A 15,410-nucleotide genomic window follows, 5' to 3' on the forward strand; every position below is an offset into this window, starting at 1 on the left:
TCGCAAAATTTTACAAATTATTTAAAAAGCTCCTTACTGACTTAAAATGCATGTTTTTATAGTACTAATTGAACAGCGTATTCGGGCAGGAGGTCGTTAGCTTGAAATAGAGGAAGAATAAATGAGGCAATTTGATGGGGCTTGGCAGCCTATGAGACCCCTCGAAAAGGGGAGGGGAGTTCCATGCACCTGGTTACGCGCGCGCCACTAGTAAGGGTAGGGTATGGTTTGGCCTCCGGCCGCTTTCTTGCTGTGCCTGGCACCTCGGTAGTCTGGCAGTACTCGGTAGTCTGGCAGTATAAGATAGAGCTCAACCGCTTCAGGATAAGCGAAGGCATCAAAACTGTAAACTTATCAGAATAAGACAGCCCTGATGAACGCAGGACTTTGGATGGGTATTAGCGAAACTAGAAAGTCTTTGCTAGGAGCTTGGTGGGAGTCAAAGACTATTCAGGTATTTACTATGTGGGCAGCTTCAAAAATGCGAGCGGCGTTGTACTTAGGTACAGCGCCGCTCGCATTTAATTTATTGTTTATCACACTTTATTTGATCGTCTTCAGGAGTGTGCCCCGCTCCACCGGATCATTCAACTGCATGCCATTGAGGATGGCAAGTTCGTCCATACGCTTGTCCGGCACGTTGAAGCTGCGGAATGCCTCGGCCACCGACATGGTGCGCGGCACAGAGACAACCTTCAGGCGCTCTGGCTGGCGGTTCAGCTTGTCCGGGTCCGTGAGGGTGGCAAAATTCTGCATGGTGTTGCTGAAAACAGGGTAGAAGTTGCTGAAACTATTTGTGGCTGTTACCCCCATCAGGTTATAGATGTTGCCACCGTACTGGATCAGGTACATCAATACCCGGAGGTCTTGCTGCTGTTGCTGTTGTTGCTGCTGCTGTTGTTGAGGCGCAGCCACAATGGCCAGTGCCGGCATCCCATTCACCGTCACCTGCTTAGACTCTGTTGGCTGCAAGCCATACCCCTGCAATAATTTCTGGGCGGCTGCTTCCAGGCTCTCGCCCTGTGCCAAAGACAGCGACATCATGGCTTTACCGTTGGGTTCTACCATTTGGAACTGCTGCGGAGAGTTTTGATGTTTCCATCCGTTTGGTATCGGAAACTTGAACTTAAGTTGCGGATGGTAAAATGTGTTGTTCTCCACAAAGCCTTGCTTGGGGTCTTCCCCGTAAATCATCCCGTCGATCATGCGCAGGTAACTCTCACGGTTCACCTTGGCATTTGTCAGTTGTAACTTTTTGCGCCACTCGCCAGCCAGTTGGTTCACGGTCGTAAAACGGTCTGCCGGGTTTGGGTGCGTAGAAAGGAAGTTAGGCAGCGTATTTCCGTTCTGTTCCTGCTGGCGTTGCAGCGTCAGGAAAAAGTCGGCCATCTCGTCGGCATCATACCCTATTTTGGTGGAGTACTCTACCCCCAGCCTGTCGGACTCCCGTTCATCGTCGCGCCCGAACTTAAGGAAGAGCAAGCCAAGGCCCTGCGACGCGGCATCGCCCAGTTGCGCGATCTCGGGTGAGATAACCATCCCCGCGATCAGGCCAACCTGTGCCAGGGTGGCCTTGCTCTGCTGCTGCACCGAGTGCCTTGCCGTGATGTGCCCGATCTCGTGGCCTAACACCCCTGCTACCTGCGCTTCGTTGTTAAAGTGCGCCAGAATGCCGCGTGTAAAATACACATAGCCACCTGGCAGGGCAAAAGCGTTGATCACGGGAGAATCCACGATACGGAAAGTGAACTTCAGGTCTGGGCGGTGGGAGATGGCAGCCATGGATTGCCCAAGGTTATTCAGGAAGTTCTGCAACTGCTTATCCTCATAAACCCCAAACTGAGCCACCACCGCAGGGTCAGACTGCTGCCCAAGTGCAATTTCCTGCTCCTCCGACATCAAGACGAGGTCCTTTTTGCCCGTGACCGGGTTTGTGGAACAGGAGTTGAATAAAAAGAGAAATGCTAGCGCAATTCCCGTGGTCGTATATTTTCTCATAGTTGTGTGTGTGCGAAAGTTAGTTAATCCAGTGTCGTATGTATAAATATAGAAGTTGTGCAACCTATTAGGCAAAACGGTATTGTACTAGTTTAGTTGCACAGGGACACCCAGCCTGGCCGGGCTGCCAACAGCAAGGGTACAGCGCAGATTACAGGCAAAATACTTAACTTGGCGGCATGTATAAGAAAGAGCAAGCATCACAGCTCCGACAGGCTTTCTGGACCACTTTTGGGCAGTACATTGCCCCGCACCCACCGGCAGACGGCTTCAAGGTCAATTGGCTTAACTACAAAACCGGCCAAAAGCACGTTTACTTCCGCATGCATGCTGATAATCGCAAAGCCTCCATCGGTATCGAGCTCACCCATCCTGATGCTGAGCTGCAGGAGCTTTACTTCGACCAGTTCAAGGAACTGAAAAGCATACTGGAAGAAAGTGTGGGGGAAGAATGGGAGTGGCTGCTGCATACCCAGGACGAGAACGGCAAGACCATCAGTAAAATCCAAAAGGAGATCGGGCCTGTCAATGTTTTTAACCAGGATGATTGGCCGCAGTTGATTGGCTTTTTCAAGCCCCGGTTAATCGCCCTCGATGAATTCTGGAGCAATGCCAAATACAGTTTTGACAGCTTTTGGTAGCCGATTTCAACTAGTTTATTTTTTGACAATGGCAGCTGCACTGATGCAGTAGCGCAGGTTAGAGGGCGTATGCGGATGCCCGAACAGGTGCCCGAGGTGCGCTCCGCAATGGTGGCAAAGCAGCTGGGTGCGGGTGCGGCCATAGGTGGTCAGTACTTGCTGGCGCACGTTGCCTTGCAGGTGCTGCCAGAAACTTGGAAACCCGCAGCCCGCATCAAACTCCTGTGCACCCGAAAACAACCCATGGCCACATGCTGCACACGCATAGTATACCTTACTGTCAGCAGTGTGTTTTGGCCTGAATGTATGCCCTATACCCATTGGTTGTCATTTAGAGGTAAACAACTGCAAAGGGGCTTGGTTTCAGAAAACCCGCATTAGTCTTTCGTTACTGTTTTATTAAAACGGATATAAAAGGTAGTGCCCACGCCGGGCGTGCTGTCTGCCTGGATGGTGCCTCCCAACGACTCTACCTGCGCCTTTACCATGTACAGCCCGATCCCCCTTCCGTCTGTGCGTTTCTCAAACTTGCCATACAGCTTAAATAGGTCGCTCCCGAACCGCTCGAGGTCTATGCCTCTGCCCGTGTCCTCAAACGTGACGAGGTATTGCGATCCTTCGTTTTTGTAATTCACCTGTACATGCAGCGGGCGGGCCTCGTCGCGGTACTTGAGCGAGTTGGAGAGCAGGTTATGAAAAATGCTGTATACATAGGCCCGGTTTGCTTTCAAGCAAACATCTGTCGGAATATTGTCCTTCACCGTAGCTTCAGCGATCTCGATCCGGTCATGCAGGCTACGGATCACTTCGTCGCAGATGGAGCTCAGGCATACCTCTTCGTTAAACCCGCTGTTGCTCTCATCGCGCAGCGACAGGATCTCGTCCAGGTCTTTGATCACATGATCGAGGTGAAGGGAGGTTTCACGCAGCTTTTGCAGTACTTTCATGAAATGCTCATTTTTCTCGTCCAAGTGTTCCAGCAGTGACACCAGGCCCACTATGTTAGCCACCGGAGCCCGCAGGTTGTGCGAAACGATGTAATTGAACTGGTGCAACTCCCGGTTGTGTCGTGTCAGGTCTTCCGAGAGAAGGCGCATTTTCTGTTCTGCGGCCTTTCGCTCCGAAATATCATACTGGATGGCAAAGAACTGCGAAACTTTGCCCTCGTCATTGAAAATAGGCGAAATGTCCATGTAAAACCAGAACTTCTCGCCACTCTTCCGGTAGTTTAGCACCTCGATAGACACAGGTTCGTGGGTGGTAAATAACTTGTGCATTTCCTGTATTGACTCCGGATCCGTTTCCGGCCCCTGCAGCAGTTTGCCGGGAGTCTTGCCAATCGACTCCTGCATGCTGTAGCCTGTCACTTTCGTGAACTCGCTGTTTACCCACTCTATCCGTCCGATGGCATCGGTAATAATCACGCAGCTGACGGCCTTGCTGGCAATGAGCGACAGTTTTTCTAATTCCTTCAGAGCTCCCTTTTCGGCTGATATATCCCTGGCGATGCCCAGGATAGCAGTTAGCACATTCTCAGAGCAGATAGGGATGATGGTAAAGCTCAGCGTCCGAACCTTGCCGTACTTGTTCACGACTTTGCCTTCCAGGCTGCTTGGTTCGCAGTGCTGGGCTTTGTTGATGACCTTGTTTGCCTCGAAAGAAAAAGAGGAGGCGATAAACTTAGAAAAGTGCTCTCCCTCGATCTCCTGCCGGCTATACCCCAGTATACGGCAGATATTGGCGTTTACCTGCTCAAATATCCCGCTTGGCGTCAGTGTGAAAACGGCGTCGGGGTGTGCTTGGAGCATGGCTTTGTAGAAGTCCTTGCTACGCTCCTGCACCGCCTGAGTCTCTTTTTTTCGGCTAATATCCCGCGCGTCGATCACGTAACCATTCAACAATTCATTGTCCATGGCGTTGGTGATGGTGGCTTCCATCCAGCGCCATTGCCCGTCCTTGGTTCTGAAGCGGAACGGTTGCACCTCGACCTCCGCATGGATGTTAAGTTGCGAAAAAGCCGCTTTCATGTGCGTCAGGTCATCGGTATGGATAAATTCCAAGGCAGATTTACGCATTAATTCCTCCGGGCCATAGCCGGTGAGTTTATGCGCCGAGCAACTGACGTACTTGTAGATGCCTGCTTTGTCAACGACTGATATAAGGGCGGCACTATGCCGGGCAAGTGCGTCGTAAAATTCCGGAGCGAGTAAGTTGTGGTTCATGCTTATATACTTTTATCAGTATTTCTGCCGGAAAATATTTGTGTCATATAGATCGGATGAAATAATTGATTTGATAATATGATTAGATAGTTAAAAATATATCCTCTAAGAATACAATATTAAATATACTTGACAATGGCAATATAAGTTTGATTTTTGGTTCGATACAGTCAGTAATTTCTTAGAATCATGCTGTAAAATAGCTGGAGCGCAATTAATTTTTTAGCCGTACGAATCGATCTATGTCGTTACACGGGTTAGAGCCTACAAATTAATGCGCGGCGTCAAATTTTAAACGTGGCCTCAGAGAGCGAACTGAACAGACGGGCTGCATGTTCTGCTGAAGGTGAGGCCTTCGCCGGCATCAAAGCCTGACAGGCCATACCATACCTTATTGAGAATAAGTTAGCCATTCCGTGAAATGAGATTTCTAAAAATTGATCATCCGCTAAATAAAAGTCGTGTCTTCAGCTGGGTGACAGGGTTTGTGTTGTGGGCTACCCTGGGCGCAGCATCCCCGCCGCCTGATACACTGCCGCCCATCGCCTTGCGTAACGAGAGATTACCCTTCACGCCCCGCGAGTTTTATGTCGCCCAGGTGATAGATGAGCGGGAGGACCGTAAGTATATTGGGTACCTGTTGCCACCCGTGACGCAGGCGCCCGCAAAACCCTCGCCCGTGGATTTACAGGGTGGGGGGCTGGCCGCGATCCAAGCCTTTTATCAAAGCAGTTTATCGCATAACAAAGCCCTGCGCCCCGTGATAGTGCGTTTGCAGGAGTGCCGGGTTACCGAAACACCGGGTGCCAAGCCTGGGCGTGTTAACGGGCAGGTGGCAGTGGCCATGGCGTTTGAGTATAAGCGCGGTGGGCAGGTCATTCCTTTACTGGAGTATAAAGGCGGTATCCGGTATGATCGGCCTGCTGGCCAACTGGAGGTAGTTGAACCGGCTTTGCGGCGTGCTTTAGCCGATGCCGTGCAATACCTGAATACCTGGATGGACCGTGAGGCAGGGACAAATGAGAAGCTGGCTACCTCCCTTCACGTAACCTTCAAGGACCATACCCAACAGGCACCCGGCGATACCGTGTTTTATAGCCCCAACCGACCATTGGTCTGGGCTGATTTTAGAGGGGCACCTTCTAAGCCCACTCACTTTGCTGCGGCCGTTTTCCCAAGCTTTGCCTATGAAGGACAGCCGGAAGTGACTGAGGGTGTGCTGCACCTGAACCTGACCATGAAAGTTTTCGTGCTGAAGGGCTCCTCCTGGGTGAAGGACGCCGCCCGCAATGCCTATAGCCTGAACCACGAGCAGCGCCATTTTGAAATTGTGAAGCTGGTGGCTGAGCGATTCAAACAGAAGCTAACCACTGAGCACCTCACACTCGAGGATTATAACAGCCAGATGCAGTATGCTTACATCGAGTCGTTTCGGGAAATGAACCGGATGCAGGAGCAGTATGACAGTGAAACCCGGCATGGCATCGACCAGGTAGCCCAGGCCCGCTGGGACACACGGATTGCAGCAGAGCTGAAACAGCTTCCTTCAGGCCAATAAGCTCCTGAAATCATGCAAGGGGCAGCCTTTTGCCCGCGGCTGCGTAGTTTTTTAGCTGGAGAGGCATGTTGCGTTATACCTTCTCAATTGATTTGATTACAAATCAGCCCGGCAGTCACTCGTGCTTGTAATTGCCGGGGTTTTAAACTAGAAAACTATTTAAGCTATGAGCAAACAAATGAAAGCTGCTGTCTATGAGTCTTTTGGCGGATCAGACAAAATTCAGATAAAAAAGGTAAAGATACCTGAGGTGAAGGAAGGAGAGGTGCTGGTGCGCATCAAAGCGGCTGCCGTGAACCCCGTAGACGCTATGGTTCGCGAAGGTTATCTGAAGGACTTCCTGCCTTATAAGTTTCCGATTATTCCGGGATGGGATGTAGCCGGTGTGATAGCGGAACGTGGCTTTAGTGCCCGGCGCTTTGAGGTTGGGGATGAGGTATACGCCTATGCCCGGCGCCCGTTGGTGCAGGGCGGCACGTTTGCCGAGTACGTCGTGCTGCCGGAAAGCTATCTGGCACTACGCCCGAGAAACATCTCTTGGGAGGAGGCTGCCGGTATACCCTTGGTCGGCCTGACAGCCTATCAGTCGCTTTTTGATGCCGGGCAGTTACAGCCCGAACAAACGGTGCTGATTCTGGGAGGCTCTGGCGGAGTTGGAAGTCTTGGTATTCAGTTGGCGAAGGTGAAAGGCGCCAGGGTAATTGGCGTAGCAAGCGCACAGAACCACGAGTTTATGAAAGAGCTGGGTGCTGACCATACCATCGACTATAAAGACAACCACATTGGTGAAGCCGCAAGTGCCATCGCGCCGCAGGGTATAGACCTGATATTTGACTGTGTTGGTGGCGACACGTTGGAGCAAAGCCTGACTGCTTTGAAGCCCAACGGCAAACTGGTATCCATCGTCAACCAGGGGCAGGACCTAGACAAGAACATTAACTTCCAATACGTGTTTGTTGAGCCGAACGCAAAGCAATTGGATGCGTTGCGCGAGTACGCCAACACTGGGAAACTAAAAGTTCACGTCAGCCAGACGTATACCCTTGACCAAGCAGTTGAGGCATTCTCACAGATTGAGTCAAAGCACACCAAAGGCAAAATCGCGATCAAGCCCTAGCCCTTATTGAGTGTACATAAAAATATAAGGGCAGCCAGGGTTTAATTTTACCGGCTGCCCTTTTACAGTATTGGGTAGGTCTTTTCTATCCTTGCTCTTTGCTTTCCGGGAACAGCACTTTATACACGGCTGTCAGGTCTTCCTGTCCGAATCCCTGTTGCTTAGCCTGGCCATAGAACTCTTTCGTGGTATGAAGCGAAGGCAGGGCCACATTTTGCTCGTAAGCAGTGATACTGGCCAGGTGCAGATCTTTGTGCATCCACTCCAGCGGAAACTCAGGGGAGAAATCACGCTTTAGCAGTTTCTGCTGTTTTACTTTGAGGAAAGGGGCGGCGGCGACGGTGTTAACCAGTGTTTCGCTCAGCATCTCCTCTGAAATACCGAGCGCCGTCCCCAGTCGCATCGACTCCGTGAAAGCGGCAATTGCCTGGGCCAGCAGCATGTTGATCACCATTTTCATGCTGGCACCCTGCCCGTTCTCGCCTACGTGCACGGTGTTTTTACCCATCACATCCAACAGTTCCTGTATCTGCTCCACGTCCGGTGCTTTGCCGCCTACCAAAAAGATCAGCTCGCCTTTTTGCGCGGGCATCAGTGTGCCCGAAACAGGGGCATCCAGGAAGCGCTGTCCCATTTTACCCGCATGCCAGGCCATTTTTTTGCTGAAGGAAGGATTTACAGTGCTGCAATCTACCCACAGGGAATTGCCGGGTAGCGCTCGCAAAAACCCATGTGTACCCAGGGCGGTTTCCTCCACCGCCTCTGGCGTGGAAAGCATCGTGATGACCAGGCGGCAGGCTTTGCCTACTTCCTCCGGGGTACTTGCCCGCACGGCGCCGTTGGCCACCAGCTCGTCGGCTTTGCTTTGGGTGCGGTTATACACGACCAACGCATGGCCGGCACGCTGCAAATTGGCGGCCATCCGGCTGCCCATAATCCCTAGTCCTATAAATCCTACTTTCATATCTTGTCTGTTTTCCGGTTATACCTGCGTTTGCGTGGTCAGGCCTTCAAAAAGCCTGCTTACGAATCTTTACCTTTCATCTTACCAAAAGTTTAGCCGGCCCGAGCTAGAGGCTTACCGGTTCTTTCTGTTTTGCTTCTTTTCCTTCCGGCGTTCCTTCCATTCCTCTTTCCACTCTTTATAGGTCTGCACTGCTTTGTCAGTAACATTGTCTATGATGCGCTCGAAGAAGTTTTGCGGAGGAGCCTCTTCCCGGAATGAAACACAGTCGAGTTGCTCGAGCAAACTGGCGGGAAGCGGGTCGAACTGGCTGCGCATGAAACCGGGATAAGCCGGGTCGAGGGCAATCCGGCGCATAAAATCGCCCCACACAGGGAGGGCAGTGCTAGAGCCTTGCCCCAACGCCAGGGTTCTGAAACGCACCTTCGGGCTTTCGGCGCCTACCCATACCCCTGTCACCAGCTTGGGGGTGATGCCGATAAACCAACCGTCCGCGTTTTCCTGCGTGGTGCCTGTTTTTCCTGCTATCTCCATCTGCAGGCCAAACTGGGAGCGCAGTTTCGCGGCACTGCCTTCTTCCACTACGCCTTTCATCAGGTGCAGCATAATAGCCGCGTTTTTGCCTGAAAGCACACGCCTGCCCCGGCTGTCAGGGCGATGCTGCCGGATAACGTTGCCATTGCGATCTGTTATTTTCTCGATGTAGGTGGGCGAAACGCGGAACCCATTGTTTGCAAAGGTTGCATAGGCGCTCACCATCTCCAGCAGCGAAATGTCCGCCGTGCCCAGTGCCAGCGAAGGCACGGCAGGCAACTTGCTGCTGATGCCGAACTTCTCAGCCAACTCAACAGTGCGGTCTACGCCGGCCTCCATAATCAGCTGCGCGGATACGGTGTTAACAGAGTGGGCCAGCGCCCCCCGCATGCTGTACTCGCCGCCATACTGCCCGGTCGCGTTTTTGGGTGTCCAGTTGTCATAGGCTTCGTAGGTTTGGAGTTGGTTCGGGAAGAAGGTGCAGGGCGCAATGCCTTTTTCCAGGGCCGCGGCATACACGATAGGCTTGAAGGTAGAGCCCACCTGCCGGCGTGAGCGCACATGGTCGTATTTGAACACGTTGTGGTTGATGCCACCTACCCAAGCGCGCACGTAACCCGTGTGTGGGTCCATGGCCAGCAGGCCGGTGTTCAGGAAACGCTCGTAATAGGCGAGGGAATCCAACGGAGACATTTCCCTTTTCTGCACGCCACTCCAGCTAAACACATTCATGCTAACCGGCTTCCCGAACGCTTTGCGGATTTCCGCATCCGGAACCCCTGCCTGCTTCATCTTGCGGTAGCGGTCGGAGCGCTGCATGGCCGTCTGAATGATGTTATCCCCGTTGCCCCAGGGCGTGCGGCCGCGCCAATGCTGGTCGAAAAGCTTCTGCAGTTGCGACATGCGGCGCTGCACAGCACGCTCGGCATGCAGTTGCATCCCGGCATCGATGGTGGTATAAATCTTCAGCCCGTCAGTATAAAGGTTGTAGGGCTGTCCGTTCTTTTTTGTCTGCCGGGCGGCCCATCCCTCCAGTTCCTGCCGCAACTGCTCCCGGAAGTACGGGGCTAAGCCATCGTTGTGGGTAGTATAGCGATAGTCAAGTTTCAAGGGCAGCTTCTTGAGCGAGTCAGCCTGGGCAAGGGTAAGATACCCGTATTTGGCCATCTGGTTCAGCACCACGTTACGGCGCGTTTTAGATTTTTCCGGGTGCAGGCGCGGGTTATAGGTGGTGGTGGCCTTCAGCATCCCGATCAGCACCGCCGCCTGCTCCGTTTTCAGGGAGTCAGCCGTGGTGTTGAAAAAGCGCCTGCTGGCCCGCTCGATGCCGTACAGGTTGCCGCCCATCGGCACAGTGTTCAGGTAGAGCTCCAGCAGTCCCTCCTTGCTGTAGATGCCCTCCAGTTTCCGGGCGATGATAATCTCGCGCAGCTTGTTCACAGGCATGTCCCAGAGCTTATAGTCGCGGCGGGGGTATAGGTTTTTCGCCAGCTGCTGGCTGAGGGTACTACCGCCTCCCGCGCTTTCCTGCAACAGCACCGATTTAATCAGTACCCGGAAAGAACTCCGTGCATCCACCCCGCTGTGCTTGTAAAAACGGGCATCCTCCGTCGCAACCAGCGCCTCAATAGCGGTCGGGGCGATGTCGCGGTATTTGATGTTGGTGCGGTCCTGTATAAAATAACGGCCCAGCAGCACGCTGTCAGCCGAGTATACCTCCGAGGCGGTGTTGTTCTGGTGCAGGCGCAACTCACGCTTAGAGGGCATGTGCCCAAATACCCCCATAAAAACGGCCAGGTAAAAGAAGGTGAAGAGCAGCAGCACCGCCAGCGTGCCTTTCAACCCCCACCTGAACAGGAATTTGTAGTCAGTAAACCTTGCTGTCCGGAAGTCGAAGTTGCGGAGCCGAGAAAACTTGTGCCCCCAATAAGCGCGCGTAAACTTGGGCTTCTGGCTCTGGAAAAAAAGGTGAAACTCCTTTTTCAGGAAAAGGATAACCGGCAATATGATTTTATAGACAAGTAGTTTGATGATCTTCGTGAGCAGATGCTTCATGTGTTAAGTCCTATACCTCGGATGGTGCCACCAAGGTGCCGCCGCAGCAAAATTGTATTACCTCTGTTTAAAGCTGCGAGTTACAAACGTTTTTTGATATAAGAAACAACGCGGCCGCAAGTAGGCAGGCAAGAATTGCGCCATATGAACGGCATTCCGGCCCATCGCTCCTGCTTCATGTAAATCAAACTTCCGCATGAATAACTATCAACCGGTGGCAATAGTACACTTAATGTTTCCTATATTGAATGTCAACGGCACTCTGCCCGCTTGCTAGTCCGCAACGCGGTTGGAGGCCCCGGCGATTGGCTTAACTTAATTTAGAGGTATAATGAACAAGAAAGTATTTCTCTGGTCCATCGTGGTGGCTTTGGGCGGTTTTCTCTTTGGTTTCGACACCGCCGTCATTTCAGGGGCCGAGCGTGCCATACAGCAGGTATGGGACCTGGATGTGTTTGAGCACGGCCTGACTGTTTCCATCGCGCTTGTCGGCACCGTGATCGGGGCCTTGTTTGGCGGTATCCCCTCAGATGCCATGGGCCGCAAGAAAACGCTTTTCTGGATAGCGGTATTCTACTTTGTGTCGGCGGTAGGGTCAGCGCTGGCGACAGACTGGTATGCTTTTCTGTTTTTCCGGTTCCTTGGTGGCTTGGGCGTGGGTGCATCCTCCGTTACGGCGCCTTTATACATCACCGAGATCTCGCCGGCCAAGTCGCGGGGGCGACTGGTGGCGCTGTTCCAGTTCAACATCGTGTTCGGCATCCTCATCGCCTTTTTGTCTAACTACCTGATTGGCGGGACTGGCCAGAACGACTGGCGCTGGATGTTGGGCACAGAGGCGTTTCCGGCTATCGGTTTCCTGATCGGGGTGCTGTTCGTGCCGGAAAGCCCGCGCTGGCTTATCCTGAAGCGCAACCGCGTGGAGGAGGCAAAAGCGACCCTGCAAGCGGCAAACCCCGAGGTAGATGCCGCTCTCACCGTGCGCGATATCCTGTTGTCTGCTGAAACGGATGTGACCAGGCCCAAAGACCCCTTCTTCTCTAACCGCTACAGCAAACCCATTACCTTGGCGGTACTGTTCGCTTTCTTTAACCAGCTTTCGGGCATCAACGCGATCATTTATTATGCCCCGCGCATTTTCGAGATGACGGGTTTGGGCACCAGTTCTGCTTTGCTCTCTTCGGCGGGCGTAGGCTTAGTGAATTTTCTGTTTACCCTGCTGGCCATGAATTTTATTGACCGCTTTGGCCGCCGCACGCTCATGCTGATCGGCTCTTTCGGGCTCATCATCACGCTTGGCTTGGTATCCTTTGCCTTCTTTACCGAGAGCTTCCAGGGCTTTGCCGTTCCAATCTACCTGTTCGTATACATTGCTTTCTTCGCTTTCTCGCAAGGGGCCGTGATCTGGGTATTCATCTCCGAGATTTTCCCGAACGAGGTCCGCGCCTCTGGGCAGGCGTTGGGCAGTTTCACGCACTGGATTCTGGCTGCCATCATTGCTTTTTCCTTCCCATACATCGCCGAGACGCTGGGTGGCGGTTTAACCTTCCTCATCTTCTGTGTGATGATGGTGCTGCAGCTTATTTTTGTGTGGCGCATGATGCCGGAAACGAAGGAAACGTCGTTAGAAGAAATTGGAAGAGAAGTCGTGCACCAGTAAAACCAACTAATTTATACCTGCTCCTTAACCCTCAAAAAATCCTGTATGAACAAGAAGATCGTTTGCTTTGGAGAAATGCTGTGGGATGTGCTGCCGGATGAGAAATATCCGGGCGGTGCCCCCATGAACGTGGCCATACACTTGCAGTACCAAGGGCTGGCCCCCGCCATGGTAAGCCGTGTTGGGCGTGATGAAGAGGGGGAGAAACTGCTGGACTACCTGCGCGAGAAGGATGTGAATTGCCAGTGGGTGCAGTTAGATGAAATGCACCAGACCGGGGTGGTGAAGGCCAACATGCTAAACCGCACCGAGGTTTCTTATGAGATTGTGCCCTCGGTGGCTTGGGATTATATCCACATGCAGGACGGACTGGAGCAGATGGTGGCCCAGAGCGACGTGTTTCTGTTCGGGAGCCTGGTTGCCCGTGGCGCCACGTCGCGCAGCACGCTGCTCTCGTTACTGCAGGTGGCTAACCTCAAGGTACTGGACGTGAACATGCGGCCGCCATTCGACGCGCGGGAGGTGGTAGAGCCCCTGCTGCTCGAAGCCGACATCATCAAAATGAACCACCACGAGCTGGAAGTGATTACCGGCTGGCACCAGGTTGCCCACCGCGACCAGCAGGCCATGGACTTTCTGCGCAAGCACTATGGCGCGCAACTGGTCATCGTGACGCGGGGAGAGAACGGAGCCGCTGTGCTGGACGCCAAGGGCTATCATGAGCAGGCGGGTTTTCAGGTTGAAGTACAGGACACCATTGGCAGTGGCGATTCGTTTCTGGCTGTTTTCATGGCAAATTACCTGGCCGGTAAAAGCCACGCCGAGGCTCTGGAGCAGGCTTGTGCCGTGGGCGCGTTAGTGGCGAGCAAAAAAGGCGCTACCCCCCATGTTTCTGCTGAGGCAATTGCAGACCTGATCAACAAGCAGTAAACCCTTACCGACTATTCAGGCAGGCACTATTTCATTTTGTGCCATCAACAACTGTACACTTAAGCCAACACCGTGACTTTGGAAAACAAGGTATATGCTTTCATCAGGGGCGAGTTCGTGCTGCAGCAGCAGGCTTTTCTACATGTCAGCGATCTGGCTATTCAGCGTGGGTATGGCGTGTTCGACTTCTTCAAGGTAAAGGATAACGTCCCGCTTTTCCTGGATGACTACCTGGCCCGGTTTTACGCATCGGCCCAGGCCATGCACCTGCCATTGCCCTATACCGACGTCCAGATCAGGGATTTTATACATCAGCTAATTGAGCGGAACAACATTCCGTTGGCTGGCATCAAAATTATACTAACCGGCGGCTATTCCGAAACAGGCTTTACCATTCAAAATCCTAACCTGCTCTTATTGCAGCAACCGCTTTCGCTGCCGGGGCCGGCACTGCGCGAGAAGGGCCTGAGGATCATTGCCTTTGAACATACCCGCGAACTGCCCTGGGTCAAGACGATTAACTACAGCGTGGGCATACGGCTGCAGCAGCAGTTACGGGCCGCAGGTGCCGATGATGTGCTTTACCATCAAAACGGTGTTATCAGTGAGTTCCCGCGCTGCAACTTTTTTGCTGTGCGGCAGGACGGTACCCTCGTGACCCCAGCCGAGCACGTGTTGAAAGGCATTACCCGGAAAAACGTGCTGCGGCTTGCCCGGCAACGGTACAAAGTGTTGGAAGGTCCGGTTACACTAGAAGACCTCCGTGATGCGCAGGAGGCATTTCTGACCAGCACTACCAAGCAGATTTTACCTCTCGTAGCGATTGACGGCCACCGGATCGGAAACGGAAAACCCGGGCCTACAACCATGGACTTGTGGCGGCAGCTTGAGCAGTTAGAGTCAGGTATGCAAAGCGGATAGTTTGCCCGTATACCTCGCGAAGCAGAAAAGGGGGAATGGTTTTGATTCAAAATCTATCATGAAACGGAACAGTGCCAAAAGGAGCAGTCGTGCGAATCCCTGGTCAGTAAGCGACTTTGTTGTAGATCTTCAGGACTTCTACGTAGGGGATGTCAACGTTGTAGATACGGCAAAGTGACTCCCAGAGAACCGGGTGGGGCAAAGCGGCGGCATCTCCCTGCACAATCTGCCTGTAGGCCTCTAGCAGCGTGAGGTTTTCGGTTTCTTTCAGCACAGCCACTGCAAACGTGACCGAGCGGCTAATGCCGGCAGCACAGGCAATAACCACGTTTCGGCCTAGCTGGTGCTCCAGCAAAATAAACTGTATCCCACGCCAAAAATCCTCCTCAACTAAAGGAGCACCGTCCTGGATGGGCAAATACAACGAATGCACATCAGGAAGCTCCTGCGGGTCTTCCAGTTGCAGCACGCCCTTAATCTGATTTACTACCAGGTTGGAAGGGTTCAACATATCGCGGTACTTCCCAATAAAAAGCCAGGGTCTGATCGGATGCATGGATTTAGAAAAAAATTACCGGACAGGATGAGCTTCAGGCACTAAGTTTCGGCTTCATTATCACACTCAAATTTATTAAAATCAGGTGTGTACTTAATTGCAGGATTAAGCACATAAAAAAAGTGACTTTACTTAGAAGCTGTTTTAAAACCTATTTAAATCTTTTTAACATAACAGCTATCATGGCCAAATAAAGCATGCTTTGGGCATTGACTCTGTTTTTCTCATAGTCTTTGCTCAAGCGTCTTGCGTGC

The 15,410-nt window shown here is 52.5% G+C and carries 12 protein-coding genes; 6 read left to right on the plus strand and 6 right to left on the minus strand.

Translation table 11 applies throughout. The features are described 5' to 3' along the window. Window positions 1–543 precede the first annotated feature (543 nt). Window positions 544–1,998 carry a M48 family metalloprotease gene (locus tag ACXYMU_RS18885; protein WP_458987978.1) on the minus strand — a complete coding sequence of 485 codons (1,455 nt, stop codon included), beginning with the start codon at window positions 1,996–1,998 and terminating at the stop codon, window positions 544–546. 179 nt (window positions 1,999–2,177) lie between these two features. Between ACXYMU_RS18885 and ACXYMU_RS18890 the strand changes: the two genes are divergently transcribed. Beyond that, window positions 2,178–2,639 (plus strand): DUF4268 domain-containing protein, encoded by a 462-nt coding sequence (locus tag ACXYMU_RS18890; RefSeq protein WP_458987979.1) that lies wholly within the window; start codon window positions 2,178–2,180, stop codon window positions 2,637–2,639. A 15-nt stretch (window positions 2,640–2,654) separates the two neighbouring features. Here the strand turns inward: ACXYMU_RS18890 and ACXYMU_RS18895 are convergent, their stop codons facing one another. Further along, complete coding sequence (locus ACXYMU_RS18895; RefSeq protein WP_458987980.1) at window positions 2,655–2,960, minus strand: peptide-methionine (R)-S-oxide reductase; 306 nt, start codon at window positions 2,958–2,960, stop codon at window positions 2,655–2,657. 56 nt (window positions 2,961–3,016) lie between these two features. Then, window positions 3,017–4,861, minus strand: coding sequence for a PAS domain-containing sensor histidine kinase (locus ACXYMU_RS18900; protein ID WP_458987981.1), 1,845 nt, complete (start codon window positions 4,859–4,861; stop codon window positions 3,017–3,019). A gap of 421 nt (window positions 4,862–5,282) precedes the next feature. On the opposite strand from ACXYMU_RS18900, the gene ACXYMU_RS18905 reads away from it, so the two are divergent. Together ACXYMU_RS18905 and ACXYMU_RS18910 are read left to right on the plus strand one after the other, a co-directional pair. Next, the gene (locus tag ACXYMU_RS18905; protein ID WP_458987982.1) at window positions 5,283–6,419 is read left to right on the plus strand and encodes a hypothetical protein; all 1,137 of its coding nucleotides are present in this window, start codon (window positions 5,283–5,285) and stop codon (window positions 6,417–6,419) included. Between the two features lie 166 nt (window positions 6,420–6,585). Further along, complete coding sequence (locus ACXYMU_RS18910) at window positions 6,586–7,536, plus strand: NADP-dependent oxidoreductase (RefSeq protein ID WP_458987983.1); 951 nt, start codon at window positions 6,586–6,588, stop codon at window positions 7,534–7,536. A gap of 85 nt (window positions 7,537–7,621) precedes the next feature. Here the strand turns inward: ACXYMU_RS18910 and ACXYMU_RS18915 are convergent, their stop codons facing one another. Continuing rightward, window positions 7,622–8,500 (minus strand): NAD(P)-dependent oxidoreductase, encoded by an 879-nt coding sequence (locus tag ACXYMU_RS18915; RefSeq protein ID WP_458987984.1) that lies wholly within the window; start codon window positions 8,498–8,500, stop codon window positions 7,622–7,624. Between the two features lie 114 nt (window positions 8,501–8,614). Continuing rightward, the gene (locus ACXYMU_RS18920) at window positions 8,615–11,089 is read right to left on the minus strand and encodes a penicillin-binding protein 1A (protein WP_458987985.1); all 2,475 of its coding nucleotides are present in this window, start codon (window positions 11,087–11,089) and stop codon (window positions 8,615–8,617) included. Between the two features lie 331 nt (window positions 11,090–11,420). Between ACXYMU_RS18920 and ACXYMU_RS18925 the strand changes: the two genes are divergently transcribed. The 3 genes from ACXYMU_RS18925 to ACXYMU_RS18935 all read left to right on the plus strand — a co-directional run bounded on the left by ACXYMU_RS18925 (window position 11,421) and on the right by ACXYMU_RS18935 (window position 14,600). Continuing rightward, entirely contained in the window at window positions 11,421–12,749 is a 1,329-nt protein-coding gene (locus ACXYMU_RS18925; protein ID WP_458987986.1) for a sugar porter family MFS transporter, read from the plus strand. Between the two features lie 45 nt (window positions 12,750–12,794). Then, complete coding sequence (locus tag ACXYMU_RS18930; RefSeq protein ID WP_458987987.1) at window positions 12,795–13,679, plus strand: carbohydrate kinase family protein; 885 nt, start codon at window positions 12,795–12,797, stop codon at window positions 13,677–13,679. A 78-nt stretch (window positions 13,680–13,757) separates the two neighbouring features. Beyond that, the gene (locus ACXYMU_RS18935; protein ID WP_458987988.1) at window positions 13,758–14,600 is read left to right on the plus strand and encodes an aminotransferase class IV; all 843 of its coding nucleotides are present in this window, start codon (window positions 13,758–13,760) and stop codon (window positions 14,598–14,600) included. Between the two features lie 103 nt (window positions 14,601–14,703). On the opposite strand, the gene ACXYMU_RS18940 is transcribed toward ACXYMU_RS18935, so the two are convergent. Then, window positions 14,704–15,156, minus strand: a complete 453-nt coding sequence (locus ACXYMU_RS18940) for a dual specificity protein phosphatase family protein (protein ID WP_458987989.1) — start codon at window positions 15,154–15,156, stop codon at window positions 14,704–14,706. Window positions 15,157–15,410: the final 254 nt, after the last annotated feature.

This window comes from Pontibacter sp. CAU 1760, from assembly GCF_054482735.1.